Consider the following 24,871-nt stretch of genomic DNA (forward strand, 5'->3'; position numbering starts at 1 on the left):
GGCTTCCCGGTTGTCGGCGACGCGGCGGGGCATGAACCGGCTACGGGGCACGCCCACCCGTGACCTGCGGAAAAACGGATCACATGGTGGCGGCGCGTCCACGACCTCGCTGGGACATGACCGCACGGATGCGGTGCGGTCGGCCGCCACCAGGGGCCGATTCGGCCGGCGTGCCGCCGTCCCCGCGACGGTGACCGCCGGCAGGAGGGACGGATCAGGTGAAGGCGTTCGTGATGAAGGAGATCGGGCGCGTGGGCTTCATGGAGAAGCCCATTCCGCGGCCAGGCCCGGTGGACGCCGTCGTACGGACGACAAGGGCCCTCATCTGCACATCGGACTCCCACACGGTCAGGGGCGGCATCGGTCCTCGGGAGAACCTGACGCTGGGTCACGAAGCGGTGGGCATCGTGGACGCCGTGGGAAGCGAGGTGGCGTACTTCCGGCCCGGCGACCGCGTCCTGGTCGGCGCCATCACCCCCGACTGGGGCGACCCGTCCTCGCAGAACGGGTACCCGTCGCAGTCCGGCGGGCCGCTCGGAGGCTTCAAGTTCGCGAACTCCAAGGACGGAGTGTTCGCCGACTATTTCCACGTGAACGAGGCCGACGCCAATCTCGCGCGAATCCCCGACGGCATCCCCGACGAGATGGCGGTCTACTGCGCCGACATGCTCTCGACCGGATTCATGGGGGCGGAGAAGGGGAGCATCCCGATCGGCGGGACCGTCGCCGTCCTCGCGCAGGGCCCGGTGGGCCTGATGGCGACGGCAGGGGCCAGGCTCCGCGGCGCCGGCCTCGTCATCGGGGTCGAATCGGTCCCACGCCGGCAGCGACTCGCGCGCACGTACGGCGCGGACGAGATCGTGGATTTCACCGGTGAGGACGTCCTCGGGCGGATACTGGAACTGACACGTGGCGAGGGCGTCGACACCGCCATCGAGGCACTCGGCGCGGATGTGACGTTCCAGACCGCGGTCAAGATAACCAAGCCCGGCGGCACGATATCCAACATCGGCTATTTCGGAGAAGGGGAGTTCGTGCGCATCCCCCGCGTCGAGTGGGGGGTCGGAATGGCCGACAAGACGATCGCGACCGGGCTCTGCCCCGGAGGCAGGCTGCGCATGGAGCGACTGCTGCGGGTCCTGGAGACGAAGCGGCTCGACCCCACCCACATGACAACTCATGAGTTCCGTTTCGACGACATGGAGCGGGCCTTCGAGGTCGCGGACAAGAAACTCGACGACGTCGTGAAAGTGCTGATCACCTTCTAGCTCTGTACCCTTCCGGCCCTGCGGAAGCGAGGCGGCATGCTCAATCCGGATCCACCGTTCCGGCCGGTTCGCAGGCGTGACGGCTACCTCCCGCTGGAGGACCTCGGCCTCATCGGGGACGGCGCGACGGCCGCGCTGGTCGGTCTCGACGGGTCCATTCCGTGGCTGTGTCTTCCCCGGTTCGACGCCGAGCCGCTGTTCTGCGCTCTGCTGGATCACGCACGGGGCGGGCATTTCACGATGACGCCGGAGGAGTTGCGGGAGGCCCGGCAGTGGTACGAACCCGACACCGGGGTGCTGGTGACCGAGTTGCGCGGCACCACCGGCCTGGTCCGGATCACCGACGCGCTGGCCCTGCGCTCCGGCGCCGACCTGACCGACGACGCTCCCGTCGACAGGGCCGAACTCATCCGGTCGGCCGTGGTCCTGTCCGGGAACGTCCGCCTCCGGGTGGACGTGGAGCCCCGCGGCGGCGCACAGGCCCGGGCCCTGTTCAGCGGGCTGGACGTGCGGGCGTACCGGCGGCCGGACCTGCGGCTGCACCTCCCCGCCAACCGTCCCCTGACCGGCCTGCACAGCGCGTACGACCTGGAGCAGGGCGACCGTCTCGACCTGGTGCTGTCCTGGGGACGCTCCCACCGCCACCACCGGTTCGACGCCGAGGCGATGCTGCGGGGAACCGCGGACGCGTGGCGTCACTGGATGACGCATTGCGATTATCACGGGCCTGAGGAATCGCTGGTCAGACGTGCTGCGATCACCCTGAAACTGTGCGACCACTGGGTCAACGGCTCGCTGGTGGCGGCGCCCACGTCCTCGCTGCCCGCACCGGTCGGTGGCGTCCGGAACTGGGACTATCGCTACGCCTGGATCCGCGACGCGGCCTTCGCCGTGTTCGCCATGCGTCGCATCGGCTTCGTCGGCGAGGCCGACGCCTTCCTCGGCTGGGTTCTCGACGCCTTCGAGCAGAGCGGGCGACCTCGGATCATGTACGACGTGGACGGCCGCCCGGTACCCGACGAGGTCGAGGACGGCGAGCTGGAAGGCTACCGGCGCTCCGGCCCGGTGCGCTGGGGCAACGGAGCCGCCGACCAGCGCCAGCACGATATCTACGGCGAGGTGCTGGACTGCGCCGACCAGTGGCTGCGCTCCTGCGGGGACCTCCAGCCCGATCTCTGGCACAGCCTGGCCGGGCTGGCCGACCTCGCGGGCCAGGCGTGGCGGCAACCGGATCAGGGCATCTGGGAGGTGCGCGGCGAAGGTCGCGTGTTCACGTACTCGGCCGGGATGTGCCAGGTTGCCGTGGACCGGGCCGCGGCGATCGGTGCGCGGCTTGGACTGCCCGGGCAGGTCGCGGCATGGCGCGCCTCGGCCGAGCGGCTGCGCCACCTCATCCTGACCCAGTCGTGGAACGAGGAGGCGCGGAGCCTGCGCGAGCACCTCGACGGCAGCGGCGGTCTGGACGCCAGCCTGCTCGCGCTTCCGCTGCGCCGCGTCGTGCCCGCCGATCACCCGCGGATGGTGGCCACCACCAGTGCCATCGCCGATCGCCTCTCGGCCGGCGGCGGCCTGCTCTACCGCTACCTGCACGATCAGTCGACCGACGGCGTACCCGGTGACGAGGGCGCCTTCCTGCTGTGCAGCTTCTGGCTGGTCGACAACCTGGTACGGCAGGGCCGGGTCGGAGAAGCCGACGAGCTCTACGCGTCCCTGTGCGCCCGGGCGAGCCCGCTCGGGCTGCTGCCGGAGCAGATCGACCCCTCGACCGGCGAGTTCATCGGCAACTTCCCGCAGGCGTTCAGCCACATCGGGGTCATCGCCAGCGGGGTGAACCTCACACGGGCGAAGGCAGGCGCGACAGCATGATCGATCGACTCGCGATCTTCGGAGCGACGGGTGACCTCAGCGCACGCTATCTGCTGCCGGGGCTGGCCGCCCTGAGGGCGGCCGGGCATCTGGGCGACGGGTTCCAGCTGACCTGCGCCGACCTGGAGAGCTGGGACGACGAACGGTTCCGGGGCTGGGCGGCCACCCAGCTCGACCGCCACGGCACCGCGTGGCCGGTGGACGTCAGGGAGGCGATCATCGCCTCCGCGCGCTACCGGCGGGCCGATATCACCGACCCCGCCGACGTCGCGTCGGTCATCGCCGGCGCGGGACCCGTCGCCGTCTATCTCGCGCTGCCCCCGGCGCTCTTCCCCATCGCGGTCCAGGCGCTGCACCAGGCGGGCCTGCCACCGGACAGCCGGATCGTGCTGGAGAAGCCGTTCGGCGAAGACCTGGACAGCGCCGTCGAGCTGAACCGGCTGCTCGCCGCTCTCGTACCGGAAGAGGCGGTGTTCCGGGTCGACCACTTCCTCGCCATGTCGACCGTGCAGAACGTGCTCGGCAGCAGGCTCGCCAACCGCGTGCTGGAGCCCATCTGGAACAGCACGCACATCGCCGAGGTGGAGATCGTCTGGGACGAGACCCTCACCCTGGAAGGCAGGGCGAGCTACTACGACGGCGTCGGGGCCCTCAAGGACATGGTGCAGAACCACCTGCTGCAGTTGCTGTGCCTGGTGGCCATGGAACCGCCGATCAGCCTCGGCGAGCGCGATCTGCGTGACCGGAAACTCGATGTGCTGCGGTCGGTGCGGCCCCTCACCGGCGACGACGTCCTGCGCCGTACCCGCCGCGCGCGCTACCTGCCCGGCCGGATCGGTGACCGTGACGTACCCGCCTACGTCGACGAGGAGGGCGTGGACCCGGGGCGCCGAACGGAGACCTTCGCCGAGATCGAGCTGCAACTCGACTGTTGGCGTTGGTCGGGAACGACCTTCCGGCTCCGCAGCGGCAAGGCGCTCGGGGCCGACCGCAAGGAGGTCGCGGTGCGCTTCCGGCCCGTGCCCTACGTGCCCTTCGGCCACGGCGGGGAAGCCCTGCCCAACGTGCTGCGCTTCGGACTCGATCCGGAATGCATGACCCTGGATCTGACCGGCATCGGTTCCCACACGCGCACCTTCGTGCCGCTCGCGCTGACCGCGCGGATGGAGCCGCCCGACCTCCCCGCCTACGGCAGGCTCCTGCTGGACGTCCTGAACGGGGATCCCACCCTGTCCATCCGCGGTGACGAGGCCGAGGAGGCGTGGCGGATCCTCGCGCCCGTACTGTCGGCCTGGTCGGACGACCTCGTGCCACTCGAGGAGTACCCGGCCGGCTCGGACGGGCCGGCCCCCCGGCAGCCGTACGGAGCCGACCCGGCGTGAACGGAGGAGTGGGGGGCCGGGCATTGGGATGTTGATAACATCCCAATGCCCTTAACATCTAAAGACTTCCCCGGGAGGACCTGATGGCGATCCGGCATCTGTACGTGGTCCGGCACGGTGCGGCGGACGCGTTCGGAGAGCTGACCGACGTCGGACAGCGGCAGGCGGAACTGCTCGCGGAGCGCCTGGCCCACCTGCCGGTCGACGCCGTGTGGCACTCGCCGCTGCCCCGGGCCGCGAGGTCGGCGCGGATCATCGGCGAGCACCTGCGCGGCGTGCCCGTGCGGGAGGCGGACGAGCTGGTCGACCACGTCCCGCACGTGCCGGCGCAGGCGCCGCCGGCGTGGGCCGGGTTCTTCGACGGGTACGACCCCGAGGAGGCGGCCGAGGGTGAGCGGCTCGCGGACGCGCTGACCGGCCGGTTCGCGCGCCCCGCGGAGACCGAGACGCACGAGGTCCTGGTCACCCACGCCTACCAGGTGGCCTGGCTGGTACGGCACGCCCTGGACGCCCCGCGGGAACGGTGGCTGGCGATGAGCTGCGGGAACGCGGCGATGACGGCGATCGCGTACTACGACGGCGCGGCGCCGGCACTGCTGGTGTACAACGACATGAGCCATCTGCCGTCGGACCTGCGCTGGACCGGGTTCGGCCCCGGCGTCCGGCCCTGAGGCGCGCGCCCGGCGACCGGTCAGTCGCGGCGGAGCGCGGCGTGGGCGTCGCGCAGCCGCTGGGCCTCTCCGCGCGCTGACCGGTCGCCCGAGACGTCGTCCGCCCAGGCGAGCAGCCGGTGCAGGTGGGCGTCGGCCGCTCCCGTGGCGACGCGGGGGCGGCCGAGCGCCACCTCGCCGCTGGTCCCGTCGATGGTGATGGTCGCGCCCTCACCGAGGGTGCGCCCACCGACCCTGATCGAGGTGCCGTCGACGGTGAGGTCCCCGGCTCCGACCACCGCCGGTTTGCCCATCGCGCGGGCGACGACCGCGGCGTGGCTCGCCGGGCCGCCGCGCGCGGTCAGGACGCCCGTGGCGGCGGCCAGACCGCGCATGTCGTGCGGGGACGTCTCCGGTCGCACCAGGACGACCGGGCCGTCGGCGGCCATGCGCACCGCGGCGTCGGTCGTGGTCGCGACCCGGCCGACCGCGACACCGGGGCAGGCCCCCACGCCCCGGGTGAGGACGTCGACGTCCGGCGCCACGATGCGGGGCGTGCGCACGTGCTCCAGGTGGTGTGGCGAGACCCGCAGCAGCGCCTCGTCGCGGGTGAGCACGCCCTCGTCGGCGAGGTCGGTGGCCACGCGCACGGCCGCGGCTCCGGTGAACCGGCCGGGGCGGACCTGGAGGAACCACAGCTCGCCGGCCTGGAAGGTGAACTCGACGTAGCACGCGTCGCGGTAGTGTGCCTCGATCCGGCGCAGGGCGTCGAGCAGGCCGGCCCACACGGCGGGCTCCCGGTCGGCGAGCGCGCGCAGGGGCAGGGTGGGGGCGCGGCCCGAGACGACGTCCTCGCCCTGGCGTTCGAACAGGACATCGCCGAACGGGACGTGCTCGCCGGTGTTGGGGTCGCGGCTGAAGGCGACCCCGGTGCCGCTCCGCCCGTCACGGTTGCCGAACACCATCGCCTGCACGATCGCGGCTGTGCCGAGGTCGTCCGCGATGTCGTGGAGTCGGCGGTAGGTCCGCGCGCGCGGCGTGTTCCACGAGGAGAAGACGGCCCGCACCGCCAGCGTCAGCTGGTCGGCGGCGTCCTCGGGGATGGACGCCTCGGTGTCCGCATGCGGGGCGTCGACGTCGGTTCCGGTCAGCGCGGAGGCGAAGCTGGACAAGAACCGGCGTCGGGAAGCGGTCGCGAACAGGGGGTCGCCGGTCTCGGCCGCCAGCGCGGCGGTCGCCTCGGTCGTCAGGCCCAGGTTGAGGATGGTGCTCATCATGCCGGGCATCGACACGCCGGCCCCGGAGCGGACCGACACCGCCAGGGGCCTGTCACCTCCCCCGAAGCGGCGTCCGGTCCGGGTCTCCAGGTCGGCCGTGGCGGTCCGCAGCTCCTCGGCGAGCCCGGCCGGGAAGCTCCCGGTGCGCAGGAACTCTCGGCAGGCCGGCGTCGTGACGACGAACCCGGCGGGCACCGGCAGTCCGAGCCGGTGGAGCAGCACGAGGCCGTGCGCCTTGGCGCCGATGACGTCCGCGGTCTCCGCGACCCCCGCGGAGACCGGGCGCACCCACCTCATCGGGGGATCCCCAGGGTGGCGAGCAGGTCCTCGTGCAGCTCGGCCCACACCGTGTGGTACGACGCGATGTCGTCGGTCACCAGCTCCAGTTCACCCGCGGTGGCGCGGTCGAGTGCCGCGGTGAGGCGGGCCGGGTAGCGGGCGAACCGCGGCAGGACCGCGGACAGGTCGGCGCAGACGAGGGCGAGGCGCCGGTCCAGGTCGGCGAAGAGGTCCAGGACGCGGGCGTCGTAGGACGGGTCGTCGTGCCTGTTGACCGTGGGGACGCCGTCGACGGGCCGCAACTGCCAGGCCGTGCACAGGTCGAGCAGTTCCGGGTTGAGTTCGAGGAAGCGCTCGTACGCCGCGGTCACGACGGGGCGGGCGCCGGCCGTCTCCAGTTCGTCGGTGATCCGCCGGGCGTCCTCGGCGCGGCCGGCCTCGGTCAGGCCCCACGCGCCGGACGGCCGGACGACGTGGCCGGCCACCGCCAGGTCGATCAGATCGGACTCGACCGTGGGCTCGTCCAGCCCCGTGGCCGCCGCCACGCGGGCCACCCCGCAGTAGCCGCAGCAGCGCAGGGCGTGGAGTACCAGCAGGTCGGTCCCGGTCTCGGGCGGCCGGGTCATGCGTCGGTCCTCCGCTTCCGGGAGTCGGCCGGAGCCGTGCCGGCCGCCGAGACGGCGGCGCCCCGTCCGGCGGCCCGTGCGACGATCGCGCCGTCCCGGACGCGCACCGCCGTCTCGGTCTGGTCGTCGACGCCGGCCAGGCCGAGGGCCGACGCCACGAACGCGCCGTCGTCGACGACCAGCCGGAGGGGCCGCCAGGCGTCGGCGGGGAACACGCCGCGCAGGCAGGTGAGCAGGTCGCGGACGCGCAGCCGGACGAGTCGGCCGGTCTCGGCGGGGTCGTCCGTGACGGCGACGACCGTGACGTGCTCACCGGGTCGAGCGGAGCGGACGGCTTCCTCCGCGGCGCCGAGGCGGCGTGCGCCGAGCACGGTCACCAGGCCGTCGGCGGCTAGGTCGACCGGGTCGCCGGTGATCTGGTCGGGCAGACCGGTGGGCGGAGTCCAGGACTCGTGCCGCTGTTCGGCGGGTTCGACGTAGGGCGCGTGCGCCGGGGCCCACGTGTCGGCGAGGTCGAGCCCGGCCAGATGCCGGCAGGCGCGCACCCGGTCGAAGGGGTCGCCGAAGCCGGGCGCCGTCTCGGCCAGGGCGCCCGCGCCGCCGAGCAGGGTCAGCACCAGCTCGGCCAGGCGGACCCGCCGCCCGGCCATCGGGTCCCGGGACTCCAACCCGACGGCGAGCAACAGCGCCTCCAGGCGGGCGAGCTGGGCGAGCACGGCCCGGCCCCGGTCGTCGTCCACGACCCCGACGAGCGACCGCAGCCGCAGCCGGCCGCCGGGCGCGTCCTCGTCGACCAGGGGCAGGCGGTCCAGCCACGTCCGGGCGAACTCCCCCAGCGCGTCCTCCAGGGACACCGGCGGCCGCACGGGCTCCACTGTGGCCGTCTCCTCGACCATCGCGACGAGCACCGCCAGGTAGAGCGCGCGCTTGCTCGGGAAGTTCGAGTACACCGCGCCCCGGGTCAGCTCGGCCCGCTCGGCGATCCGGTCGACCTTGGCCGGGGTGTAGCCGCATTCGACGAACTCCTCCCGTGCCGCCGCCAACACCGCCGCGCGGGTACGCGCCTGCTGTTGGGCCCGCGTCAGTCGCGCCATCGCCGCTCCCTCCCACGACAGATCGACATGTCCACACAATCCAGATGACATTATCATCCGAGCTCCGGTGGTGGCCGGGGACCGCCGCCACGGCGATCGCACGTCCAGCCGCCGCGACCTGGCACCCGGGTGCCAGGTCGCCATTCCGCGTTCGATGACCTCGATGATCCGGGGCCGTAGGCCAGACCGGCCGGCCGGCGACGAGCACGTCGTGGACGCCGACCACCCCGCCTGGGCCCGGAGCCGCGGGTGCCGTTCGCGGACGGCCCCTCCTGAGCAGGAGCGCGAGCGGGGGAACGCCGTGGCGGCGAAGACTTGCATCCGGTACCCAGGTACAGGCTTACCGTCCAGGTATGACCAAAGACACGGCCCTTGACCTGGGATGGGCTCCTTCAGCCTGCACCCTGCCCACCGCCGAGCAGCCGCTGCGCGTCGCCGAGTTCGACGCCTTGTTCGCCGAAGCGGTGCAGGCCATCACGCGCCCGGAGCGGACGCGGTTGCGGCTGGAACTCGTCTTCGGCCCGGACAACGCCGCCCGCGCCGCCGAGCTGACCGCACGGGAGAACGGCTGCTGCTCCTTCTTCACCTTCGCCCTCACCGTCGCCGGCGGCACCCTGACGCTGGAGGTGGCGGTGCCGCCGGAGCACGTCGAAGTGCTGGACGCGCTGCAGGCGCGCGCCGGCGCGACAGCCGGGTCTGTGTGAAGCGGCCGCGCTCGGCCGCCACAAGGAAAGGGATGCGATGGAGCGCATCACGCGGCGCCCGTCGTTCATCGACAGCCGACGCTATTGGACCGGCACCTTCAGTTCCCGAAAGTCTGCGATCTTGACGTTCAGCGTGGCCGCGTTCTCGGGTAGGGCGAACAGGTCCCAGAACTCCTTCACCTGGCCCGGTCCGAACTTCTCGGTGCTCAACCGCACTCCGGCCAAGTCGCTGCAGGCGCAGTAGGAGTCGATGTGGCCGTCGCCGGCAGGCGTTTGGAGGCGGCCGGGCAGGTACTGGCGCCTGGCCGTCACGTCGGTCAATGTGACGTTGGCGGCGGCCTGGTGCTTGAACGACATCCAGTCCCGCGCGTGATGCAGTCCGTTGAACCAGGCCGCGCGGTCGCCCTCGTTGGTGATGCGGTACGTGAGCAGGCCGAGGCCGTCCGGCAGCCGCCGAAGGCCGGTCACCTCCATGGAGATCGGCTGGCCGTCCGCCTTTCCCGTGTCCTTCAGCCCGGCTCCGCCCGGGGCGGCCGAGGTTGAGGACGTGGCCGCCGGCTCGGTCTCGACGGCCTGCGGCCTGGCGAACATCACCGTGACCCGGCGGTTGCGCCGCCTCCCCTCCTCGGAGTCGTTGCTGTAAAGCGGGCGGCGCGAGCCGTACCCCCTGGCTTCGAAACCGACGTCCTTCCGGGTGACGAGCGCGGACAACGCCCGCTGTACGGCCCGGGCGCGGGAGGCGGAAAGCGGATCGTTGATGGCGTCGGTGCCGGAGGAGTCCGCATGCCCCTCCACCTTCACCGTGGGCCCGGCCGAGGAATCGACCAGCTTCGCGGTGCGTGCCAGTGTCGCCTTGGCCCTCGGGGTGAGCGTGGCCTTGTTGACCGCGAACAGTACGTCCGAGGAGAGGTTGACCTGGAGGTCCTTGCCGTCGTCCGCCGTCTCGTCGGACCGGTCAAGCGCTTCGGATGGCGTCACGACCTGGCGCACGACGGTCGTGACGGGTTCGGCATCGGGGTCGGGGATGAGCATGCCGGGAGGGGTGACGGGTGGCTCGTCGCTGATCGGCACGTTCGGCATCGGGGGGCCGACCGGAGTGACCACTGTGGTGGTGGCGGCGTTGCCGGCGGGGGCAGGCATGACCGCGTACAACGCCAGCGACCCTCCGGGGGCGATGAAGTAATCGAGGCCATCACGATCCTGGTCGCTGCACAGGCAGGGCGAGCCGGCCGGCTTGTAGGGCAGGATCCAGGTACGGGCCGCGGCGTCGAGCACACCGATGCCCGACGCCCACCGGATCTCCCCCAGCGGGCGCGTGAAGTCACCCATCTCGCCGGTCCATGTCAGCTTTTTGGTGCCCGTGTTGGTGAGCCTGAGCTGGATGACCAGGTGCCTGCCCTTGACCCTGTTCAGCCCGACGACTTCAACCTTGAGCTCCGGGGTCATGGTGCTGCGCGTCTCGGCCAGCGCGGGCCGCGGTGCCTGCTCGGAGGCGTCGGGGGCGGCTGAGGCGGAGGTCGCCGCGGCGGTGCCGGAGGATGTAGGGGACGTCGCGGAGTTCGGTGGCGTGGCGTCCTGCGCTCCTCCACAGGCCGACACCATGAACAGCGCCAAGAACGATAGAACAGTTCGAAAACTCACCCGGTCAATACTGCATGACCTTGGGCCAGGGACCGCCGTCGAGGCGATCATCCAATGCCGGAAGCCCAGCCCGGCTATGCCGACCTGGGCTTTCCCACTGCTGCGCGGCCAGGGACCCGGACCCCGGACCCGCTGATCCGATGGCCGGCTCCTGGCATTCCGGATCGGCCTCGTCGGGAAGGTGCGGCCCGCGTACCGGGCAGAGCGGCCATGCAACCGCCGCTGACTACGGCGTGTAGACCTGGGAGACCTTCACGATCCGCTTGCTGGAGTCGAACCACACGTAGAAGCCCATCCTCCTGGCGGAGGACGGCTTCAGGTGCGTGCGCAGCCACTCGTAGCTCACCCGCTTGGAGGCCGAGCCGTTCGCCAGGATGTTGACGTACAACTTGGCCTTCGGGGAGACCTCGTAGTCGCGCCACTTACCCGTCCGCTTCCAGCTCCACGCCTCGAACTCGGGGTTCTTCCAGATCTTGCCCATGGCGAAGCCCAGATGGCCGTCCTCGGCGGGGGCGAGGAACCCGAACCGCTTGGTCGTGGCCGTGGCTGTGGCTGTGGCCGTGGCTGCCTCGGCGGGAGCGGCCACCGCCAGGGCGAGGATCAACACGAAGAGGATTCTTCTCATAAGGGAACCAATATCGCGATCTTCGCATTCTCGCCAACACGCCCCACGGTGTCGTGGTCCGGTCGGGTCGGCCTGATTGAGCGGTGAGCCGCTCGCGTAGGTATTTCCCGCTTCCGAGGCAGTGCCGAGCACGTACCCTGCGCTCAGAGATCAGGGAGTACCGAGCGATCAGAGCGAGCTGAGCGACGGGAGCCATCTTGATCGAGCAGATGAGAAACGACTGGTGGTGGCGTCCCGGCTGGCGGGTCAAGGTCCAGTTCGCCGTGCCACAGCCGTACGGGCACGGTGATGGTCCCGAGGCCGAAACCCCACGGGCTGCCGAACAGCGCCATGACGTCGTCGACCCAGCCTTCGATGCCGGGGCGCGCACGGTCGAACCGCTCCGGGGTCGCCCACCCAGGCATCGGATCAGAGCACGATAATGCGGTGACAGCGGTGTCGCCGCACTACGAAGCTTGGATCATGTCACACGATCTTCGGCTGCGAACCACCTTCGACCACGCGGCTGACACCTATCAGAACGCACGCCCCGACTACCCTGCCGAGCTGTATTCGGACCTGCTCACGATCACGGCGATCACGCCACCCGCGCACCTGCTCGAAGTCGGATGCGGTCCGGGGAAAGCCACGCTGCCATTGGCGCGGATGGGCTTCGGGATCACCGCGGTCGAACTCGGCAGTGCTCTGGCGGCGGAGGCACGGCACCGCCTCGCCGAATTCGCCGACGTTTCCGTAGTCACGTCGTCATTCGAAGACTGGGAACCGCCGACAGGGATCCGCTTCGATCTCGCCTACGCGGCCACGGCGTGGAAGTGGGTGGACCCCGAGGTCAAGTACGCGAAAGCAGCCAAGCTGCTCACCGAGGGCGGCCACTTGGCCGTGTGGAACGCCGAGCACGCAATGCCGGCAGACTTCGACCCGTTCTTCACCGAGATCCAAAAGGTCTACGAGGAAATCGGCGAAGGCCACGACGGCCCGTGGCCACCGCCACCGCCCGAGGCCCTGCCCAACCCCATCGCCACCGAGTTCGAGGCCTCCGGGCATTTCACGGTGGTCGGGACGAGACTCTACGTCTGGGCTTTGCGCTACACGGCAGACGAATACATCGCTCTGCTTGACACCTTCTCCGGCCACATCGCCATGGAGCCGGCCAAGCGTGAACACCTCTACCAGGAGGTACGCCGCCGCCTCGCCGCACGCCCGGACGGGCGACTCACCCGCCACTGGTCGGTCGTCCTCACGATCGGCCGACGCCTGTGACGTGGGTGTCCCCCAGAGTCGCCGCTTCTCACCGCCGGATCACGTGCGTGGCCACCGTACGCTCGCGCGGGGCGCAGCCCGCCTCTTTGTCCGGCCGAGCTCATCTCAGAGCGCCAGTTCCAGGTTGATCTGGTAGACGCCGGTCATGATGGTCTCGAAGTCCGCCACGATCTCCGGCGCGTACTCCCCGCTGTTGCGCGGCTTCACACGAAGCGGTCGTCCTTCGTACGTCGCGGTGATCCGGTAGCGACCGACGGGCACGTCGTGCACGCCGGAACCGTCACCGGTCCGGCTCGACTTCCGGGTGATGGTGCTCCCCTGCGAACCGTCGATTAACGGCCCTTCGGGGGTGAGCGTGAGCTCCACGTTCTCGTCCTGCAGGTACGCCTCCGGATCCTGCGGGTCGCGGTAGTCCAGATAGATGAGCACCGAGCTTCCGTGGACACCCAGGCCATCGGCTCTCTGCCCGGTGAGCTTCCAGGTGAAGTTCCTGATCGCGCCGGTGGGCCCTGCGAAGGAGTTGTCGTCGTCGGGCGCCAGGTCCAGGGAGTATGTCTGCCCGTTGTACTGACGGGTCACCGTGGCCGTCACGTGGAACGTGGTGGCGACATTCGTCTCCACGCGGTAGAAGCCGTCGGCGTCGGTCGGAACGATGAGGTTGCTGTTGTACAGCAGTTGGTTGTCCGCGACGACCTGCACGCCGGCGAGCGGCTTGCCCTTCCCGTCGACCACCCGACCCTTGAGCACACCGGGTTCGATCTCCCCGACGCCGGCCTGTTCTCCGCTCACCGAATCACTCCTCCGTCCGCCGCCTGCCGTGTCCGTCACCTCTGCCGTCCCGGAGCTTCCGGGAATCCCGGTCATCCCACATCCGGTCAGGGTCACGGCCAACAGGCCGGTCGCCAACAACGTTCTTCGCACCCGGAGCACGCTAAAAGGCTGATCTTGCACTCCACTTGGAGGTGCCTGGGATCGCCACGCGGCGAGCGACCTGGCGTGGGCGATGACAGGGCCCGGCGGTCATGTTGTACGTGGACGCCATGGAGTGCCGGTAGGCGCCGGTGGCGGCCACCACGATCAGATCGCCGGGGCGGAGGTTGGCGGGATGCTCCACGCCCTGGGCGATCACGTCCACGGCCGCGCTGTGGTGACCGCCGCGACATAGTGGCGTGGACCCGAAGGGCAGACAGTTCGGCCGAGGAGTTGAGGACAAAGCCCCGGCCCCATGTCATGAGAACAGCGCCCTGCGATGTGGCAGGTGTTCAGAGAACCGTAAGTCCACGTGCCGCGAGCACGGCCACGGCCTGGGCAGAACTGATGACAGCGCCGGCGAAAGCACGGAGTTGGCCGTCGTCAGGTTCCCCTATGTCGGCCCCCCGGAGGTCGGCCTTGGCGAACTTCGTGTCGACCAACCTGGCGCGGACAAGGCGGCAGTCGGTGAAAACGGCACCGGTGAAGTCGCAGGCGGCGAGGTTCGCCTCGTCGAATCGGATTCCGTTCAACTCCTGCTTCCGGAAGGAACATCCGGACAGGTCGGCCAGGGTGAGATTGGAGTGGGAGACGGAGAAGGACGTCCCCCTGGATCCGCCCAGCGCGGCACCGATCATCCGGCAGCCGGTGAAGCGCGCGTCCGTCAGCAGCGCGTTGCCGAACTGCGCGCCCGACAGGTCGACACTGGTGAATTCCGCGTCGGTCAACTCGGCTCCGCCGAATCGGGTCGTCGCGCCGCCGCCGCCGTTGAATCGGGCGCCTTCGAGGTCCGCGCCGCGGAAATCGGTTCTTAGGAGACCGCACCCCTCGAAGACGTAGCCCGCCAGGTCGGCCTCCCCAAGATCGGCGTCCGACAGGTCACAGTCTTTGAAGACGTACGGTTCCGCCGCCAGCAGATCGGTGAGCGCCGTACCCGAGAGATCGAGCCCTTCGATGTGCCGTTCCTCTGCCAGCAGTTCTTCGATGTTCATGCCTTGAATCCGTTCTGAAACGCGGTGGCCGAGGATATGGAGCAGCAGACGCGGTTTTCCTGATCACGTCGTGAACGCCCGGACGAGCGTGTCACCGAGCAGGCGTCCCGCCTCCTCCGGGCTCCTGCGCCCGGCGACCACCTGCTCGTTCGCGCCGACGGCGAGGGCGCGGATCATCGCGTACGACCAGTCCGGCGGCAGGTCGGTTCGTACCTCGCCCCGCCCGTGTGCGGCGACGAGCCAGGCGAGCAGAGGCTCGGCCGGGGAGGGGTGCTTCAGGGGGTCGTCGATGACGAGGTCGCGATGCGTGTCGAGAAAGCGATAGCGCTCACCGATCCCCACGATCTCGGGCCCGAGCCGGCGGAGGATCGCGGCGGCCGTATCGCCCTCGGCGATGGCCGCGGCGACGACCGCCCGTTGCTCGTCCACGACCATCGCGAAGAGCGCGCGGACGAGATCCTCACGTGAGGGGAAGTGCCGGTAGACGGTGGTGCGGCCGACGCCGGACGCGTCGGCGATCTCCTGAATGCTCGCCTCGGGCTTCTGGCCGAGCAGGCGCATCGCCGTGGCGAGCACGGCATCGCGATTCCGCTGGGCATCGGAGCGAAGGAGGGGTTTCTTGTCGGGCACGGAGAGGCGACCACCCTGGAGATGAATTGGAACAGTGGAGTACCAATTGGAACACCACTGTACCAGTTCATCGGCGGCCTTCGCGGTGAGGGCGTGGTCAGAGGAAGTAGAGCCGGTTGAGGCTGACGCTCTGGGCGGGTGGGGAGGAGACGAGGTCGCCGTCGAGGGTTACCCGGCCGGTGGAGGCGTCCACCTGTACACGCCCCGTACGGACGTTCCGGACCATCGCCGACGGCCCGATGCCGCGGGTGTTCCGGACCCCCACCCGGCGCCGGCGTGTGGGCATGCGGTCCGATTCGGCGGCCGCGGCGGCCTCGCTGACGAAGGCCACCGACAGGTCGGCGGCGGTGGCTCCATGGGCGCCGAACTGCGGGCCCAGCACGAGCGGCTCGCACGCGTCGGTGGACGCGTTGGGGTCGCCGGTCACACCGAAGGCGGGGAACCCGGCCTTGAGCACGAGCTGCGGCTTGGCCCCGAAGTACTGCGGCCGCCACAGAACGATGTCCGCCAGCTTGCCGACACTGATGGAGCCGATCTCGTGCGCGAGTCCGTGGGCGATCGCGGGGTTGATGGTGAGCTTGGCGATGTAGCGGAGAACCCGGTCGTTGTCGTCGCTTCCCTCGACCCCCCGTTCGGCCTTCATCTTCGCGGCCATCGCGAGGGTCCGGCGGACGGTCTCCCCGGCCCGGCCCATTCCCTGGGCGTCGGAGGAGGTGATGGGGATGACCCCGAGGTCGTGCAGGACGTTTTCGGCGCCCATCGTGCCCGCCCGGATGCGGTCGCGGGCCATGGCCGCGTCGCCGGGCAGGTCGGTCTTCAGACCGTGCGCCGAGACGATCATCCCGAAATGCTCGCCGAGGGCGTCGCGGCCGAACGGCAGGGTCGGGTTGGTGGAGGACCCGATCACGTTGGGCAGGCCGGCCATGGTGAGCACGTCGGGGACGTGGCCCCCGCCGCACCCCTCGATGTGGAAGGCATGGATCGTCCGGCCCTCCAGGACGGCCACGGTGTCCCGCACCGACAGGCACTCGTTGAGCCCGTCGGAGTGCAGGGCCACCTGGACGTCGTAGTCCTCGGCGACACGCAGCGCGGTGTCCAGGGCGCGGATGTGGGCGCCCATGTCCTCGTGCACCTTGAACCCGGAGGCGCCGCCCTCGGCCAGCGCCTCGACCAGGGGCGCGGGATCGGAGGAGGAGCCGCGGGCCAGGAAGCCGATGTTGACCGGCCAGGCGTCGAACGCGTTGAAGGCATGCCGCAGCGCCCAGGGCGAGTTCACGCCGACGCCCCAGACGGGACCGAACTCCTGGCCGATGATCGTGGTCACGCCGGAGGCGAGGGACGCCTGCATGATCCGGGGCGAGAGCAGGTGGACGTGGGTGTCGACGGCGCCTGCCGTGGCGATCATCCCTTCCCCGGAGACGATCGCGGTGCCGGTGCCGACGACGACGTCGACCCCGTCCAGCGTGTCGGGGTTGCCCGCCCGGCCGATGGCGCAGATCCGCCCGGCCCGGATCCCGATGGACGTCTTGCGGATCCCGAGCAGCGCGTCGATCACCAGCACGTTGCTGATGACCAGGTCGCAGGTCTCGCGTACGGCGGCGGCCTTGAGATGCATGCCGTCCCTGGCCGTCTTGCCGAAGCCGGCGAGGAACTCCTCGCCTCGCCGCTGCGCGTCGTGTTCCACGCGTACGACCAGGCCGGAGTCTCCCAGCCGGACCAGGTCGCCGGTGGTCGGCCCGTGTACGGCGGCGTACTCGAAGGCGTCCGTCGTCATGGTGTGTCCTCCCTGCCGCCGCTCACGTTTCCGGCGGTTCTCGTCGAACTCGGGGTGGGCGTGGGCTCCGCGCCCGCGGGCAGGTCGAGGTACCCGCAGGCGCGGGCCCGCCGCAACGCCTCCTCACGTGCTCCGGGGGCGTCGAGCGGACCGTCGACGAACCCGGCGAACCCCACCGCGACCCGCGCGCCGCCGATCGGCGTCAACGGGACGGCGACGGTGTCGCCGGGGCCGAAGCGCAGCGTGGAGCCGGCCGGGATCGCCGCCCTCCTTCCGTAGGCGGCCGCGCGGTCGAAGCGCAGCCTCGGATTGACCTCGAAGAAGTGGAAATGGGAGGTGACGCTGATGGGTACGTCGGCGGTGTTGGTGACCTCGACGGTCGCCACCGGCTCGGCCACCGCGGGCGGCGCGTCGGCCGGGACGATCGCTCCGGGAGCGAGCGGGCCGAGCGAGCCCGCGCCGATCGGGTCGGTGATCACGGCCAGCCTGGTCCCGTCCTCGAAGACCGCCTCCACCTGGACCTCGGTGACGATGTCGGCGACACCGGGCAGGACGTCGTCGGCGCCGAGGACCGCGCACCCCGCCGCGATCGCCTCGGCCAGCCGGGCGCCGTCCCTGGCGGCCTCGCAGACGGTGTCGGCGATCAGCGCCGTCGCCTCCGGGACGTTGAGCCGCAGTCCGCGCGCTCGCCGCGCCCGGGCGAGTTCCGCGGCGGTGAACAGGAGCAGTCGGTCCTGCTCCGTGGGGGTGAGACGCATCAGCTCTTCCTGTGGTCGGGTGATGAGGGAGAAGGCGCCGCCGTCGAGGCGAGGGCGCGGCGGTCGGCGGCGACCCGGCCCGGATCCCAGCCGGGCCGGGGCACCGAGTCCAGCAGCAGCCGGGTGTACGGGTGCTCCGGTGCGGCGAGAACCCGTTCGGTTGGGCCGCGTTCGACGATCGCCCCGCGCCACATCACGACCACGTCGTCGGTGACGCACCGGACGACGCCCAGGTCGTGGGTGATGAACAGGTAGCCGATGCCGGTCTGCTCGCGGATGTCGGCCAGCAGGTTGAGGATCTGCGCCTGCACCGATACGTCGAGCGCCGCCACCGCCTCGTCGAGCACGAGCACGGCGGGTTCGACGGCCAGGGCGCGGGCGATGGCCACCCGCTGCCGCTGGCCGCCGGACAGTTCGCGGGGCAGCGCCGCGGCGGCCCGCTCCCCCAGGCCCACCTGGTCGAGGAGTTCGGCGACCCGTGCGGCGCCGTCCCGCCGGGGGAAGTGCAGCCGGAGGGTCTCACGCAGCGCCGTGCCCACGGGGATCCTCGGGTCCAGGGACAGGAACGGGTCCTGGAAGACCATCTGCACCTCGCGGGCCCGCCGCAGCCGCTCGGCCCGGCCGTGCCGCCGGCTCTCCGTACGGTCGCGTCCCGCCACCGCCACCTGACCGGTGTCGGCGTGTTCGAGGCCGACGATGATCCGTGCGGTGGTGGTCTTGCCCGACCCGGACTCTCCGACCACGCCCAGCGATCGTCCCTTGTCCAGAGTGAACGAGACGTCGTCCACCGCGCGTACCACGCCGTACGTCTTGCGCAGGCCGCTTACCCGCAGGACGGGATCGGCCCCTCCTGTCATCTCATGCACGAGGGCGGTCCCCTTCCCGTACGGTCGCCAGGACGAGCTCGCCGGCCCGGTGGCAGGCGACGCCGTTCTCCGGCTCGGGTCGCTCGGCACGACAGCGTTCGATCGCGTACGCGCACCGGGCCGCGAACGGACAGCCGGACAACGGGGCGCGCAGATCCGGAGGCTGCCCGGGGATCGCGGCGAGCCGCTCGCTGGGCGCCTCCAGCCGGGGCGTGGAGTCCAGCAGCGCCGCCGTGTACGGATGGCGCGGCGCGCCGAACAGCGACCCGGCCGGGCCGTGCTCGACGATCCGGCCCGCGTACATGACGAACACCCGGTCGCTGATCGCGGCCGCCAGCCCGAGATCGTGGGTGACGAAGAGCATCCCCGTCCCGAAGGTGTTCCGCAGGTCCGCCAGCAGGGCCACGATCTCGGCCTGGGTCGTGACGTCCAGCGCGGTTGTGGGCTCGTCGCACAGGAGCAGCCCCGGATCGTTCATGAGCGCCGAGGCGATCATGATCCGTTGGAGCATGCCGCCGGACAACTCGTGGGGGTACTGGCTGAGAACCCGGTCGGTCAGCCCGACGGCCGCGAGCAGGTGCCGCGCCCGTACGACGGCTCGCTCGCCCCCGGCTCCTCCGTTGATGCGGGCGCTCTCGGTGAGGAAGTCCCCGAGCCGCCGCAGCGGGTTGATGGCCGCCCGCGGGTCCTGGAAGATCATCGAGGCCGTGCCGGCCCGCAGGTCCCGCAGCCGGGCGGGCGTCATCGTGAGGACGTCCTCGCCGGCGACCCGGACCGACCCTCCCACGGCCGCCTGGCGGGGCAGCAGCCCCAGGGCCGTCCGCAGGGTCATCGACTTGCCCGATCCCGACTCGCCGACGAGAGCGACGATCTCCGAGGCGCCGACGGTGAGGTCGACGCCGTCCAGGACCGGGCGGGCGGTGCGCGGCAGCCGCAGGGTCAGCCCGTCGATCTCCAGTACATGCGTCGCGGCGCTCATCGTTCCCTCCTGGCGACCCGGTCGGCCCAGTGCTCGCCGACGACGTTGAAGGCGACGACCGTCACGACGATCAGGACGCAGGGGAGGACGGCCGACAGCGGCTTGCCCTGCAGGAGGGCGGTCTGCCCGGCGTTGATCATCGACCCCCAGTCCGGGGTCAGCGGCGGGACGCCCAGGCCGAGGAAGGACAGCGCCGCCATGTCGAGCAGCGCGTACCCGAAGTTGACCGTGGACTGGGCGAGGACGACGGGTGCGATGTTCGGGATCAGGTGCCGTACGCAGATGGACAGCCCGGAGAACCCCTGGACCCGGTAGGCGGCGAGATACGGACGCTGTCGTTCGCTCAATGTGAGGCTGCGCGCCAGCCTGCTGACGAACGGCAGGTAGGCCAGCGACAGCGCGACCACGGGAGCGAGAAGCCCCTCACCGTAGAGGGCGACGAACAGGATCGCCAGCAGCAGGCCGGGGAACGCCAGCAGCAGTTCGCTGCTGCGGGACAGGGCCGTGTCGATCCAGCCTCCGCGCCAGCCGGCGGTCACCCCGACCACGACGCCGAGGACGGTGGAGAAGGCCACGATCCCCAGGGGACCGAGCAGCGAGGTGCGTGATCCCAGGAGCAGCCGGGACAGGGTGTCGCGACCGGCGATGTCCGCACCGAGCGGATGGCCGGGCGACGGGTCGGTGAGCGCGGCGCCCAGGTCGGTGGCGTTGGGGTCGGCGGGCGCCAGCCACGGGGCGATCAGGGCGACGACGACCACCAGGCCGACGAACGCGAGGCACGTCAGGTACAGCCCGTTCCGCCGGGTCCGGATGTGCTTGAGCCCGGGGCGGCGGGTCAACGCGGCGGCCGTCATCGCGCACCCCTCGCGCCGTACCCCACCCGCGGGTCGATCAGCGGGTAGAGGAGGTCCACCACCAGGTTGACCACGACGAACAGGGCGACGATGAGCAGGCTGATCGCCTGGACGACGGGGAAGTCCTTGACGGACACCGAACGGGCCAGGAACTCTCCCAGGCCGCCCAGGCCGAACGCCGACTCCACCAGCACGGTGCTGATGACCAGCCCGGAGATGGTCAGGCCGCTCATGGTGCTGATCGGGCCGAGCGCGTTGCGCAGGACGTGCCGGCGGATCACCGTACGTTCGGGGATGCCGCGGCTGCGCGCCACCTCGACGTGCTCCCTTCCGAGTTCGTCCAGCATCGAGGTCCTCGTCACGCGGGTCAGGACGCCGATCCAGTAGAGGGACAGGGCGACGGACGGCAGGGTCAGGTGGTAGATCATGTCCGCCAGGCCCTGGCCGCCGCCGATGGTCGGGAACCAGCCGAGCTTCACCGAGAACAGCCACAGCAGCACGATCGCCGCCACGAACGACGGGGTCCCCAGCGCGACGGTCGTACCGACCAGGACGGCCGAGTCGGTGGCGCCGCCCCGCACCGCGCTGATCCAGCCGAGGCCCACGCCGAACAGCACGACCAGCAGGGCGGACATCGCGATCAGCAGGAGGGTGCCGGGCAGCCTCGCCTCGATCAGGCCGAGGACCGGGCTGCGGTACTGCACCGACTGGCCGAGGTCGCCGGTGACCATCTGCCCCAGCCACTTGACGTACTGGATGAGGAACGGGTCGTCCAGGTGGTACTGGGCGCGGATCGCCGCCAGCGCCTCCGGGTTGGCCGCGCGTCCGGCGAGCAGGAAGGTCTCCGGGCTGCCGGGGGCCAGGTAGAGGGCGCCGAACACGAGGAACGACGCGGCCACCAGGGTGGCGGCCAGCCCGGCCAGTCGCCGGGTCAGGAAGCCGGCGATCATCCCGCCGCCCCCACGTCCGCCGCCCAGGGGTAGTACATGTACGCGATGGTGGTCGGCGCGCCGGTGATCCTGTTGTTGAGGAACATGGTGGTCGGCCACTCGGCGACCGGGATCCACAGGGCCTGCTCCGTCTCCATCTTCTGCAGACGCGCGGTCAGTTCGGCCCGCTTCGCGGGGTCGTACTCGGCGGTGGCCTGGTCGAAGAGTGCGTCGTAGGCCGGGTCGCTGAACCCGCTGTAGTTCTCGAAGTCTCCGCTGCGGAAGACCGAGTAGCTCGCCAGCGGGTCGGTGATGGACAGGTAGTAGGTGTTGGGGAACAGGTCCACCGCCTCCCGCGCCGTGGGGTCGGAGAACAGGGCGGTGTAGGCGTCGGGCGCGATCGTCTTGAGTTCCACGTCCAGCCCGATCTCGGTGCCCGCCGCCTGTACGGCGGTGGCGAGCAGCGACACGTCGGGACCGATCGGGCTGGTCGCCACGACGACCTTCTTGCCCGTGGCGCCCGCCTCCTGGATCAGCCGCCTGGCCTGCTCGACGTCCCGGGACGCGGGCGCGAGACCCTCGTACGCGGCGTCGACCGTCGCCGCGGGAGCGCCCTGCCAGGCGTCGCGAGCGGCCGGCGCGCCGGAGAGCGTGCCGACGCCGCCGAGGCCCGTCTTGAGGAAGCCCTGGCGGTCGAGGGCCAGCATGAGCGCCTTGCGGACGCGCACGTCGCCCACGGCGCCCTTGAGGTTCGTCACGCTCAAGCTCACCGTCGTCAGGCTCTTGCCGAAGTACAGCTTGCCCTTGCCGCTGGACTCCAGCCGGGTGTAACTGTCCGGCGTGATCAGGTAGCCGCCGTCGGTCTCCCCGGTGGTCATGGTGGCGGTCCGGGTCGCGACATCAGGAATGAAGCGGAAGGTCACCTTGCCGGCCTTGGCCCGCTTTCCCCAGTACCCGTCGAAGCGGTCCAGTTCGATGGACTGCCCCTTGGTCCAGGTGCCGAGCGTGAACGGGCCGGTGCAGTCCACTCCCCCGTCGGCGGTGCCGAAGCGCTTTCCCATCGCTTCGGCGGCCTTGGCGCTCACCACCGTGCCGGCGGAGGTCGCCATCCACTGCGGGAACAGCGCGTCGGGCCGCTTCAGCGTGACGGTCACCTGCATCGGGCCGGTCTTGGTGACCGACTCGACGTTGTCGAGCGCCTTGTTCCAGTACGACCCGAGCGCGGGGTCGAGATGACGCCGAATGCTGTAGACGACGTCGTCGGCGGTCATCTCACCGCCGCCGTGGAACTTCACACCGGGCCGGATCGTGTAGACGAAGGTCTTCGCGTCGGGGTTGGTCACCTTCGTGGCGAGGCCCGGCTCCATGGTGAGCTCGGGCGTCCAGCGCATCAGGCTCTCGCAGACGTTCGCGAGGATCATGTTCTGCGGGTAGTCGAAGGCGTGGATGTAGTCCAGCCCCGGAGGTTCGGCGTAAAGCGCCCAGGTGAACGACGCGATGTCCCCCTTGGGCGGCGGGGTGCCCGCCGACAGCGTGTAGGCCGTCGCGCCCGGCGTACCGGTCGGCGCGGTGCCCCCGCACGCGGCGAGGAGGACGGAAAGTACGGCTGCTCCCGCCATGTGGCACGGCTTCGGAGATCTGCGCACGGAAGGCTCCCTAGTTCATGGATCGGCGGAGACGCTCGACGAGCACACTCCTGCGCGTCGTCGGCCGGCCCGTTTCGTCACGGGCGAGGCGCCGGAATCTGCTGGGTGATGCAGTGCACTCCCCCGCCGCCGAAGGCGACGGCGCGGGCGCGCACCCCGACGACCTCGCGATCGGGGAATGCGTCCGCGATGACCGCCAGGGCGCCCTCGTCCGCCGGAACGCCCGCGACCGGCACGACGACCCCGCCGTTGGCGACGTAGAAGTTCAGGTAGCAGACCTCGGTCGTCACGCCGGCGACCGTCGCGAACGCGCTCTGCGGCACCTCGATGATCTTCAGCGTGCGGCCGCGGGCGTCCGTGACCGCCTCAAGCACCGCGCGGTTGGCGCGCATGCGCGCGTAGTCGGGGTGGGCCGGATCGTCGGGCAGCGACACGATCACGGTGCCGGGCGCCGTGAAGGCGCAGACGCCGTCCACGTGACCGTCGGTCTCGGTGTCCTCCAACCCCCCGTAGGGCAGCCAGATGATCTTTTCGACGCCGAGCTTCCCCTTCAGTTCGGCCTCGATCTCGTCCCGGCTCAGCCCGGGGTTGCGGTTGGGGTTCAGCAGGCACTGTTCGGTGGTGATCAGCGTGCCCTCGCCGTCCACGGTGATCGCGCCGCCCTCCAGCACCATCTCCGACCGGACGGTCTCGACTCCGCGCAGGTCGAGCAGCCGCGCGGCGAACTTGTCGTCGGAGTCGTAGGGCGCGTGCTTCTCCCCCCACGCGTTGAACCGGAAATCCACCCCGACCCGGCGGCCGTCGCCGGTCAACGTGAAGATCGGCCCCGAATCGCGCAACCACGAGTCGTCGATCGGCACCCCGATCACCTCGACACCCTCGCCACAGGCCGCGCGGGCATCTTCGACCTGGTCCGGCCGGGCCACCATCGTGACCGGCTCGAACGCCGCGATCGCCCGCGCCACCGCCGCGTACTCGGCTCTGGCCTCGGCCAGCACCTCGCCCCACAGGTCTTCGCGGGTCGGCCAGGCCATCAGGCAGCCCTCGTGCGCTTCCCACTCCGCCGGCATCCGCATGACAGCCTCCTCATCACTGGCTGAAAGTTCAGTCAGCCGCTCATCGGTGGGTGCTATCGTGGGACTGACTTAATTTTCAGTCAATACCTTCGAGGATATTTTCAGTAACGTGAGTGAAGTGAGTGGTCGTCAGAAGTCGATCCTCGAGGCCGCGACACGGGTCATCGCCCGGCGCGGCGTGCGAGGACTCCGCGTCGAGGAGCTGTCGGCAGAGGCGGGGGTCTCGACCGCGCTGCTCTACTACCACTTCAAGGACCGCGCGAACCTGCTGCGCCGGACCCTGGAGTTCATCAGCGACCGCGCGGACCGGTACACCGGCGAGGGCGTCTCGGCCGACGACCCGCGCGCGGCCCTGGAGCGCACATTGCTCCAGGAACTGCAGGACGAGCCGGACGTGCGGGAGAACAGCACCGCCTGGGGCGAGCTGCGGGCCAGCGCCATCTTCGAGCCGGAGCTGCAGGACCAGCTACGCGCGTCGACCGAGCAGTGGGTGCGCGACATCGCCGAGCTCGTGGAGCGCACGCGGGCGGGCTCGGCGACACCGGTCACATCGCACCCGACCGACACCGCCGAGCGCCTCACCGCCCTGGTCGAAGGGCTCAGCGAGCGCTGGCTCAGCGGTTCGATCACCTTGGAGCGGGCCCGCCACCTGCTCCGCGACGCGATCGCGGCCGAACTCGGCGAGACCCTCCACACGGCCTGAGACGTCGCATGACGATCCGCCGG

Annotated in this window: 23 protein-coding genes; 7 read left to right on the plus strand and 16 right to left on the minus strand. The window is 70.8% G+C overall.

Annotated features, from left to right (window positions below):
* The first annotated feature begins 218 nt into the window (after positions 1-218).
* The 4 genes from AWQ68_RS18705 to AWQ68_RS18720 all read left to right on the plus strand — a co-directional run bounded on the left by AWQ68_RS18705 (position 219) and on the right by AWQ68_RS18720 (position 5,187).
* The gene (locus AWQ68_RS18705; RefSeq protein WP_066942069.1) at positions 219-1,268 is read left to right on the plus strand and encodes an NAD(P)-dependent alcohol dehydrogenase; all 1,050 of its coding nucleotides are present in this window, start codon (positions 219-221) and stop codon (positions 1,266-1,268) included.
* A gap of 36 nt (positions 1,269-1,304) precedes the next feature.
* Positions 1,305-3,134 (plus strand): glycoside hydrolase family 15 protein, encoded by a 1,830-nt coding sequence (locus tag AWQ68_RS18710; RefSeq protein WP_066942071.1) that lies wholly within the window; start codon positions 1,305-1,307, stop codon positions 3,132-3,134.
* On the plus strand, positions 3,131-4,516 hold the full coding sequence (locus tag AWQ68_RS18715; protein ID WP_066942073.1) for a glucose-6-phosphate dehydrogenase: 1,386 nt from the start codon (positions 3,131-3,133) through the stop codon (positions 4,514-4,516). The genes AWQ68_RS18710 and AWQ68_RS18715 overlap by 4 nt, the downstream gene beginning before the upstream one ends.
* An 83-nt stretch (positions 4,517-4,599) precedes the next feature.
* The gene (locus AWQ68_RS18720) at positions 4,600-5,187 is read left to right on the plus strand and encodes a histidine phosphatase family protein (protein ID WP_066942075.1); all 588 of its coding nucleotides are present in this window, start codon (positions 4,600-4,602) and stop codon (positions 5,185-5,187) included.
* A 20-nt stretch (positions 5,188-5,207) separates the two neighbouring features.
* Here AWQ68_RS18720 and AWQ68_RS18725 read toward each other — a convergent pair whose 3' ends face one another.
* Genes AWQ68_RS18725 through AWQ68_RS18735 form a run of 3 tightly spaced genes read right to left on the minus strand, consistent with a single transcriptional unit; the run spans position 5,208 to position 8,442 of the window.
* Positions 5,208-6,740, minus strand: coding sequence for a pyruvate, phosphate dikinase (locus AWQ68_RS18725; protein WP_066942077.1), 1,533 nt, complete (start codon positions 6,738-6,740; stop codon positions 5,208-5,210).
* The gene (locus AWQ68_RS18730; protein WP_066942079.1) at positions 6,737-7,348 is read right to left on the minus strand and encodes a transcriptional regulator; all 612 of its coding nucleotides are present in this window, start codon (positions 7,346-7,348) and stop codon (positions 6,737-6,739) included. The genes AWQ68_RS18725 and AWQ68_RS18730 overlap by 4 nt, the downstream gene beginning before the upstream one ends.
* Positions 7,345-8,442 carry a TetR/AcrR family transcriptional regulator gene (locus AWQ68_RS18735; protein WP_066942081.1) on the minus strand — a complete coding sequence of 366 codons (1,098 nt, stop codon included), beginning with the start codon at positions 8,440-8,442 and terminating at the stop codon, positions 7,345-7,347. The genes AWQ68_RS18730 and AWQ68_RS18735 overlap by 4 nt, the downstream gene beginning before the upstream one ends.
* A 353-nt stretch (positions 8,443-8,795) precedes the next feature.
* Between AWQ68_RS18735 and AWQ68_RS18740 the strand changes: the two genes are divergently transcribed.
* Positions 8,796-9,146, plus strand: a complete 351-nt coding sequence (locus AWQ68_RS18740; RefSeq protein ID WP_066942082.1) for a hypothetical protein — start codon at positions 8,796-8,798, stop codon at positions 9,144-9,146.
* Between the two features lie 81 nt (positions 9,147-9,227).
* Here the strand turns inward: AWQ68_RS18740 and AWQ68_RS18745 are convergent, their stop codons facing one another.
* Positions 9,228-10,787 carry an OmpA family protein gene (locus AWQ68_RS18745; RefSeq protein ID WP_169808943.1) on the minus strand — a complete coding sequence of 520 codons (1,560 nt, stop codon included), beginning with the start codon at positions 10,785-10,787 and terminating at the stop codon, positions 9,228-9,230.
* 226 nt (positions 10,788-11,013) lie between these two features.
* Complete coding sequence (locus AWQ68_RS18750; RefSeq protein ID WP_157545441.1) at positions 11,014-11,412, minus strand: hypothetical protein; 399 nt, start codon at positions 11,410-11,412, stop codon at positions 11,014-11,016.
* A gap of 426 nt (positions 11,413-11,838) precedes the next feature.
* Between AWQ68_RS18750 and AWQ68_RS18755 the strand changes: the two genes are divergently transcribed.
* A complete protein-coding gene (locus tag AWQ68_RS18755) occupies positions 11,839-12,672 on the plus strand; it encodes a class I SAM-dependent methyltransferase (RefSeq protein WP_245655975.1) in 834 nt (277 codons plus the stop codon).
* A 105-nt stretch (positions 12,673-12,777) separates the two neighbouring features.
* Here AWQ68_RS18755 and AWQ68_RS18760 read toward each other — a convergent pair whose 3' ends face one another.
* From AWQ68_RS18760 to AWQ68_RS18810, 11 genes are all read right to left on the minus strand, one after another.
* Entirely contained in the window at positions 12,778-13,461 is a 684-nt protein-coding gene (locus AWQ68_RS18760; RefSeq protein WP_066942090.1) for a carboxypeptidase-like regulatory domain-containing protein, read from the minus strand.
* A 473-nt stretch (positions 13,462-13,934) separates the two neighbouring features.
* The gene (locus tag AWQ68_RS18765) at positions 13,935-14,633 is read right to left on the minus strand and encodes a pentapeptide repeat-containing protein (protein ID WP_066942092.1); all 699 of its coding nucleotides are present in this window, start codon (positions 14,631-14,633) and stop codon (positions 13,935-13,937) included.
* A gap of 63 nt (positions 14,634-14,696) precedes the next feature.
* Complete coding sequence (locus tag AWQ68_RS18770) at positions 14,697-15,263, minus strand: TetR/AcrR family transcriptional regulator (protein WP_157545445.1); 567 nt, start codon at positions 15,261-15,263, stop codon at positions 14,697-14,699.
* Positions 15,264-15,360: 97 nt separating this feature from the next.
* Positions 15,361-17,037: an urease subunit alpha gene (locus AWQ68_RS18775; protein ID WP_066942096.1), complete on the minus strand. Its 1,677-nt coding sequence runs from the start codon at positions 17,035-17,037 to the stop codon at positions 15,361-15,363.
* Positions 17,034-17,795: an urease subunit gamma gene (gene ureA, locus AWQ68_RS18780; RefSeq protein WP_066942098.1), complete on the minus strand. Its 762-nt coding sequence runs from the start codon at positions 17,793-17,795 to the stop codon at positions 17,034-17,036. Before ureA ends, AWQ68_RS18775 begins: the two co-directional genes overlap by 4 nt.
* Positions 17,795-18,652 (minus strand): ABC transporter ATP-binding protein, encoded by an 858-nt coding sequence (locus AWQ68_RS18785; protein ID WP_066942100.1) that lies wholly within the window; start codon positions 18,650-18,652, stop codon positions 17,795-17,797. The genes ureA and AWQ68_RS18785 overlap by 1 nt, the downstream gene beginning before the upstream one ends.
* Before the next feature lies 1 nt (position 18,653).
* Positions 18,654-19,640, minus strand: a complete 987-nt coding sequence (locus AWQ68_RS18790; RefSeq protein WP_066942101.1) for an ABC transporter ATP-binding protein — start codon at positions 19,638-19,640, stop codon at positions 18,654-18,656.
* Entirely contained in the window at positions 19,637-20,494 is an 858-nt protein-coding gene (locus AWQ68_RS18795) for an ABC transporter permease (RefSeq protein WP_066942103.1), read from the minus strand. Before AWQ68_RS18795 ends, AWQ68_RS18790 begins: the two co-directional genes overlap by 4 nt.
* On the minus strand, positions 20,491-21,444 hold the full coding sequence (locus AWQ68_RS18800) for an ABC transporter permease (protein ID WP_066942105.1): 954 nt from the start codon (positions 21,442-21,444) through the stop codon (positions 20,491-20,493). The genes AWQ68_RS18795 and AWQ68_RS18800 overlap by 4 nt, the downstream gene beginning before the upstream one ends.
* Positions 21,441-23,069: an ABC transporter substrate-binding protein gene (locus tag AWQ68_RS18805; protein WP_245655976.1), complete on the minus strand. Its 1,629-nt coding sequence runs from the start codon at positions 23,067-23,069 to the stop codon at positions 21,441-21,443. The genes AWQ68_RS18800 and AWQ68_RS18805 overlap by 4 nt, the downstream gene beginning before the upstream one ends.
* Positions 23,070-23,146: 77 nt before the next feature.
* On the minus strand, positions 23,147-24,145 hold the full coding sequence (locus AWQ68_RS18810; RefSeq protein ID WP_084464157.1) for an agmatine deiminase family protein: 999 nt from the start codon (positions 24,143-24,145) through the stop codon (positions 23,147-23,149).
* A 109-nt stretch (positions 24,146-24,254) separates the two neighbouring features.
* Here AWQ68_RS18810 and AWQ68_RS18815 point away from each other — a divergent pair, with 109 nt between their 5' ends.
* On the plus strand, positions 24,255-24,848 hold the full coding sequence (locus AWQ68_RS18815; protein ID WP_218006922.1) for a TetR/AcrR family transcriptional regulator: 594 nt from the start codon (positions 24,255-24,257) through the stop codon (positions 24,846-24,848).
* The last annotated feature ends 23 nt before the right edge of the window (positions 24,849-24,871 follow it).

The sequence above is a fragment of the Microtetraspora fusca genome (assembly GCF_001570365.1).
GTDB lineage: Bacteria > Actinomycetota > Actinomycetes > Streptosporangiales > Streptosporangiaceae > Microtetraspora > Microtetraspora fusca.

What these genes read in the sequence shown, in the direction of transcription:
- AWQ68_RS18735 (WP_066942081.1), bottom strand. Translation starts at nt 8,442, where the DNA reads ATGGCGCGACTGACGCGGGCCCAACAGCAGGCGCGTACCCGCGCGGCG.
- AWQ68_RS18775 (WP_066942096.1), bottom strand. Translation starts at nt 17,037, where the DNA reads ATGACGACGGACGCCTTCGAGTACGCCGCCGTACACGGGCCGACCACC.
- AWQ68_RS18790 (WP_066942101.1), bottom strand. Translation starts at nt 19,640, where the DNA reads ATGAGCGCCGCGACGCATGTACTGGAGATCGACGGGCTGACCCTGCGG.
- AWQ68_RS18795 (WP_066942103.1), bottom strand. Translation starts at nt 20,494, where the DNA reads ATGACGGCCGCCGCGTTGACCCGCCGCCCCGGGCTCAAGCACATCCGG.
- AWQ68_RS18800 (WP_066942105.1), bottom strand. Translation starts at nt 21,444, where the DNA reads ATGATCGCCGGCTTCCTGACCCGGCGACTGGCCGGGCTGGCCGCCACC.
- AWQ68_RS18720 (WP_066942075.1), top strand. Translation starts at nt 4,600, where the DNA reads ATGGCGATCCGGCATCTGTACGTGGTCCGGCACGGTGCGGCGGACGCG.
- AWQ68_RS18765 (WP_066942092.1), bottom strand. Translation starts at nt 14,633, where the DNA reads ATGAACATCGAAGAACTGCTGGCAGAGGAACGGCACATCGAAGGGCTC.
- AWQ68_RS18715 (WP_066942073.1), top strand. Translation starts at nt 3,131, where the DNA reads ATGATCGATCGACTCGCGATCTTCGGAGCGACGGGTGACCTCAGCGCA.
- AWQ68_RS18725 (WP_066942077.1), bottom strand. Translation starts at nt 6,740, where the DNA reads ATGAGGTGGGTGCGCCCGGTCTCCGCGGGGGTCGCGGAGACCGCGGAC.
- AWQ68_RS18730 (WP_066942079.1), bottom strand. Translation starts at nt 7,348, where the DNA reads ATGACCCGGCCGCCCGAGACCGGGACCGACCTGCTGGTACTCCACGCC.
- AWQ68_RS18740 (WP_066942082.1), top strand. Translation starts at nt 8,796, where the DNA reads ATGACCAAAGACACGGCCCTTGACCTGGGATGGGCTCCTTCAGCCTGC.
- AWQ68_RS18810 (WP_084464157.1), bottom strand. Translation starts at nt 24,145, where the DNA reads ATGCGGATGCCGGCGGAGTGGGAAGCGCACGAGGGCTGCCTGATGGCC.
- AWQ68_RS18710 (WP_066942071.1), top strand. Translation starts at nt 1,305, where the DNA reads ATGCTCAATCCGGATCCACCGTTCCGGCCGGTTCGCAGGCGTGACGGC.
- ureA (WP_066942098.1), bottom strand. Translation starts at nt 17,795, where the DNA reads ATGCGTCTCACCCCCACGGAGCAGGACCGACTGCTCCTGTTCACCGCC.
- AWQ68_RS18785 (WP_066942100.1), bottom strand. Translation starts at nt 18,652, where the DNA reads ATGACAGGAGGGGCCGATCCCGTCCTGCGGGTAAGCGGCCTGCGCAAG.
- AWQ68_RS18750 (WP_157545441.1), bottom strand. Translation starts at nt 11,412, where the DNA reads ATGAGAAGAATCCTCTTCGTGTTGATCCTCGCCCTGGCGGTGGCCGCT.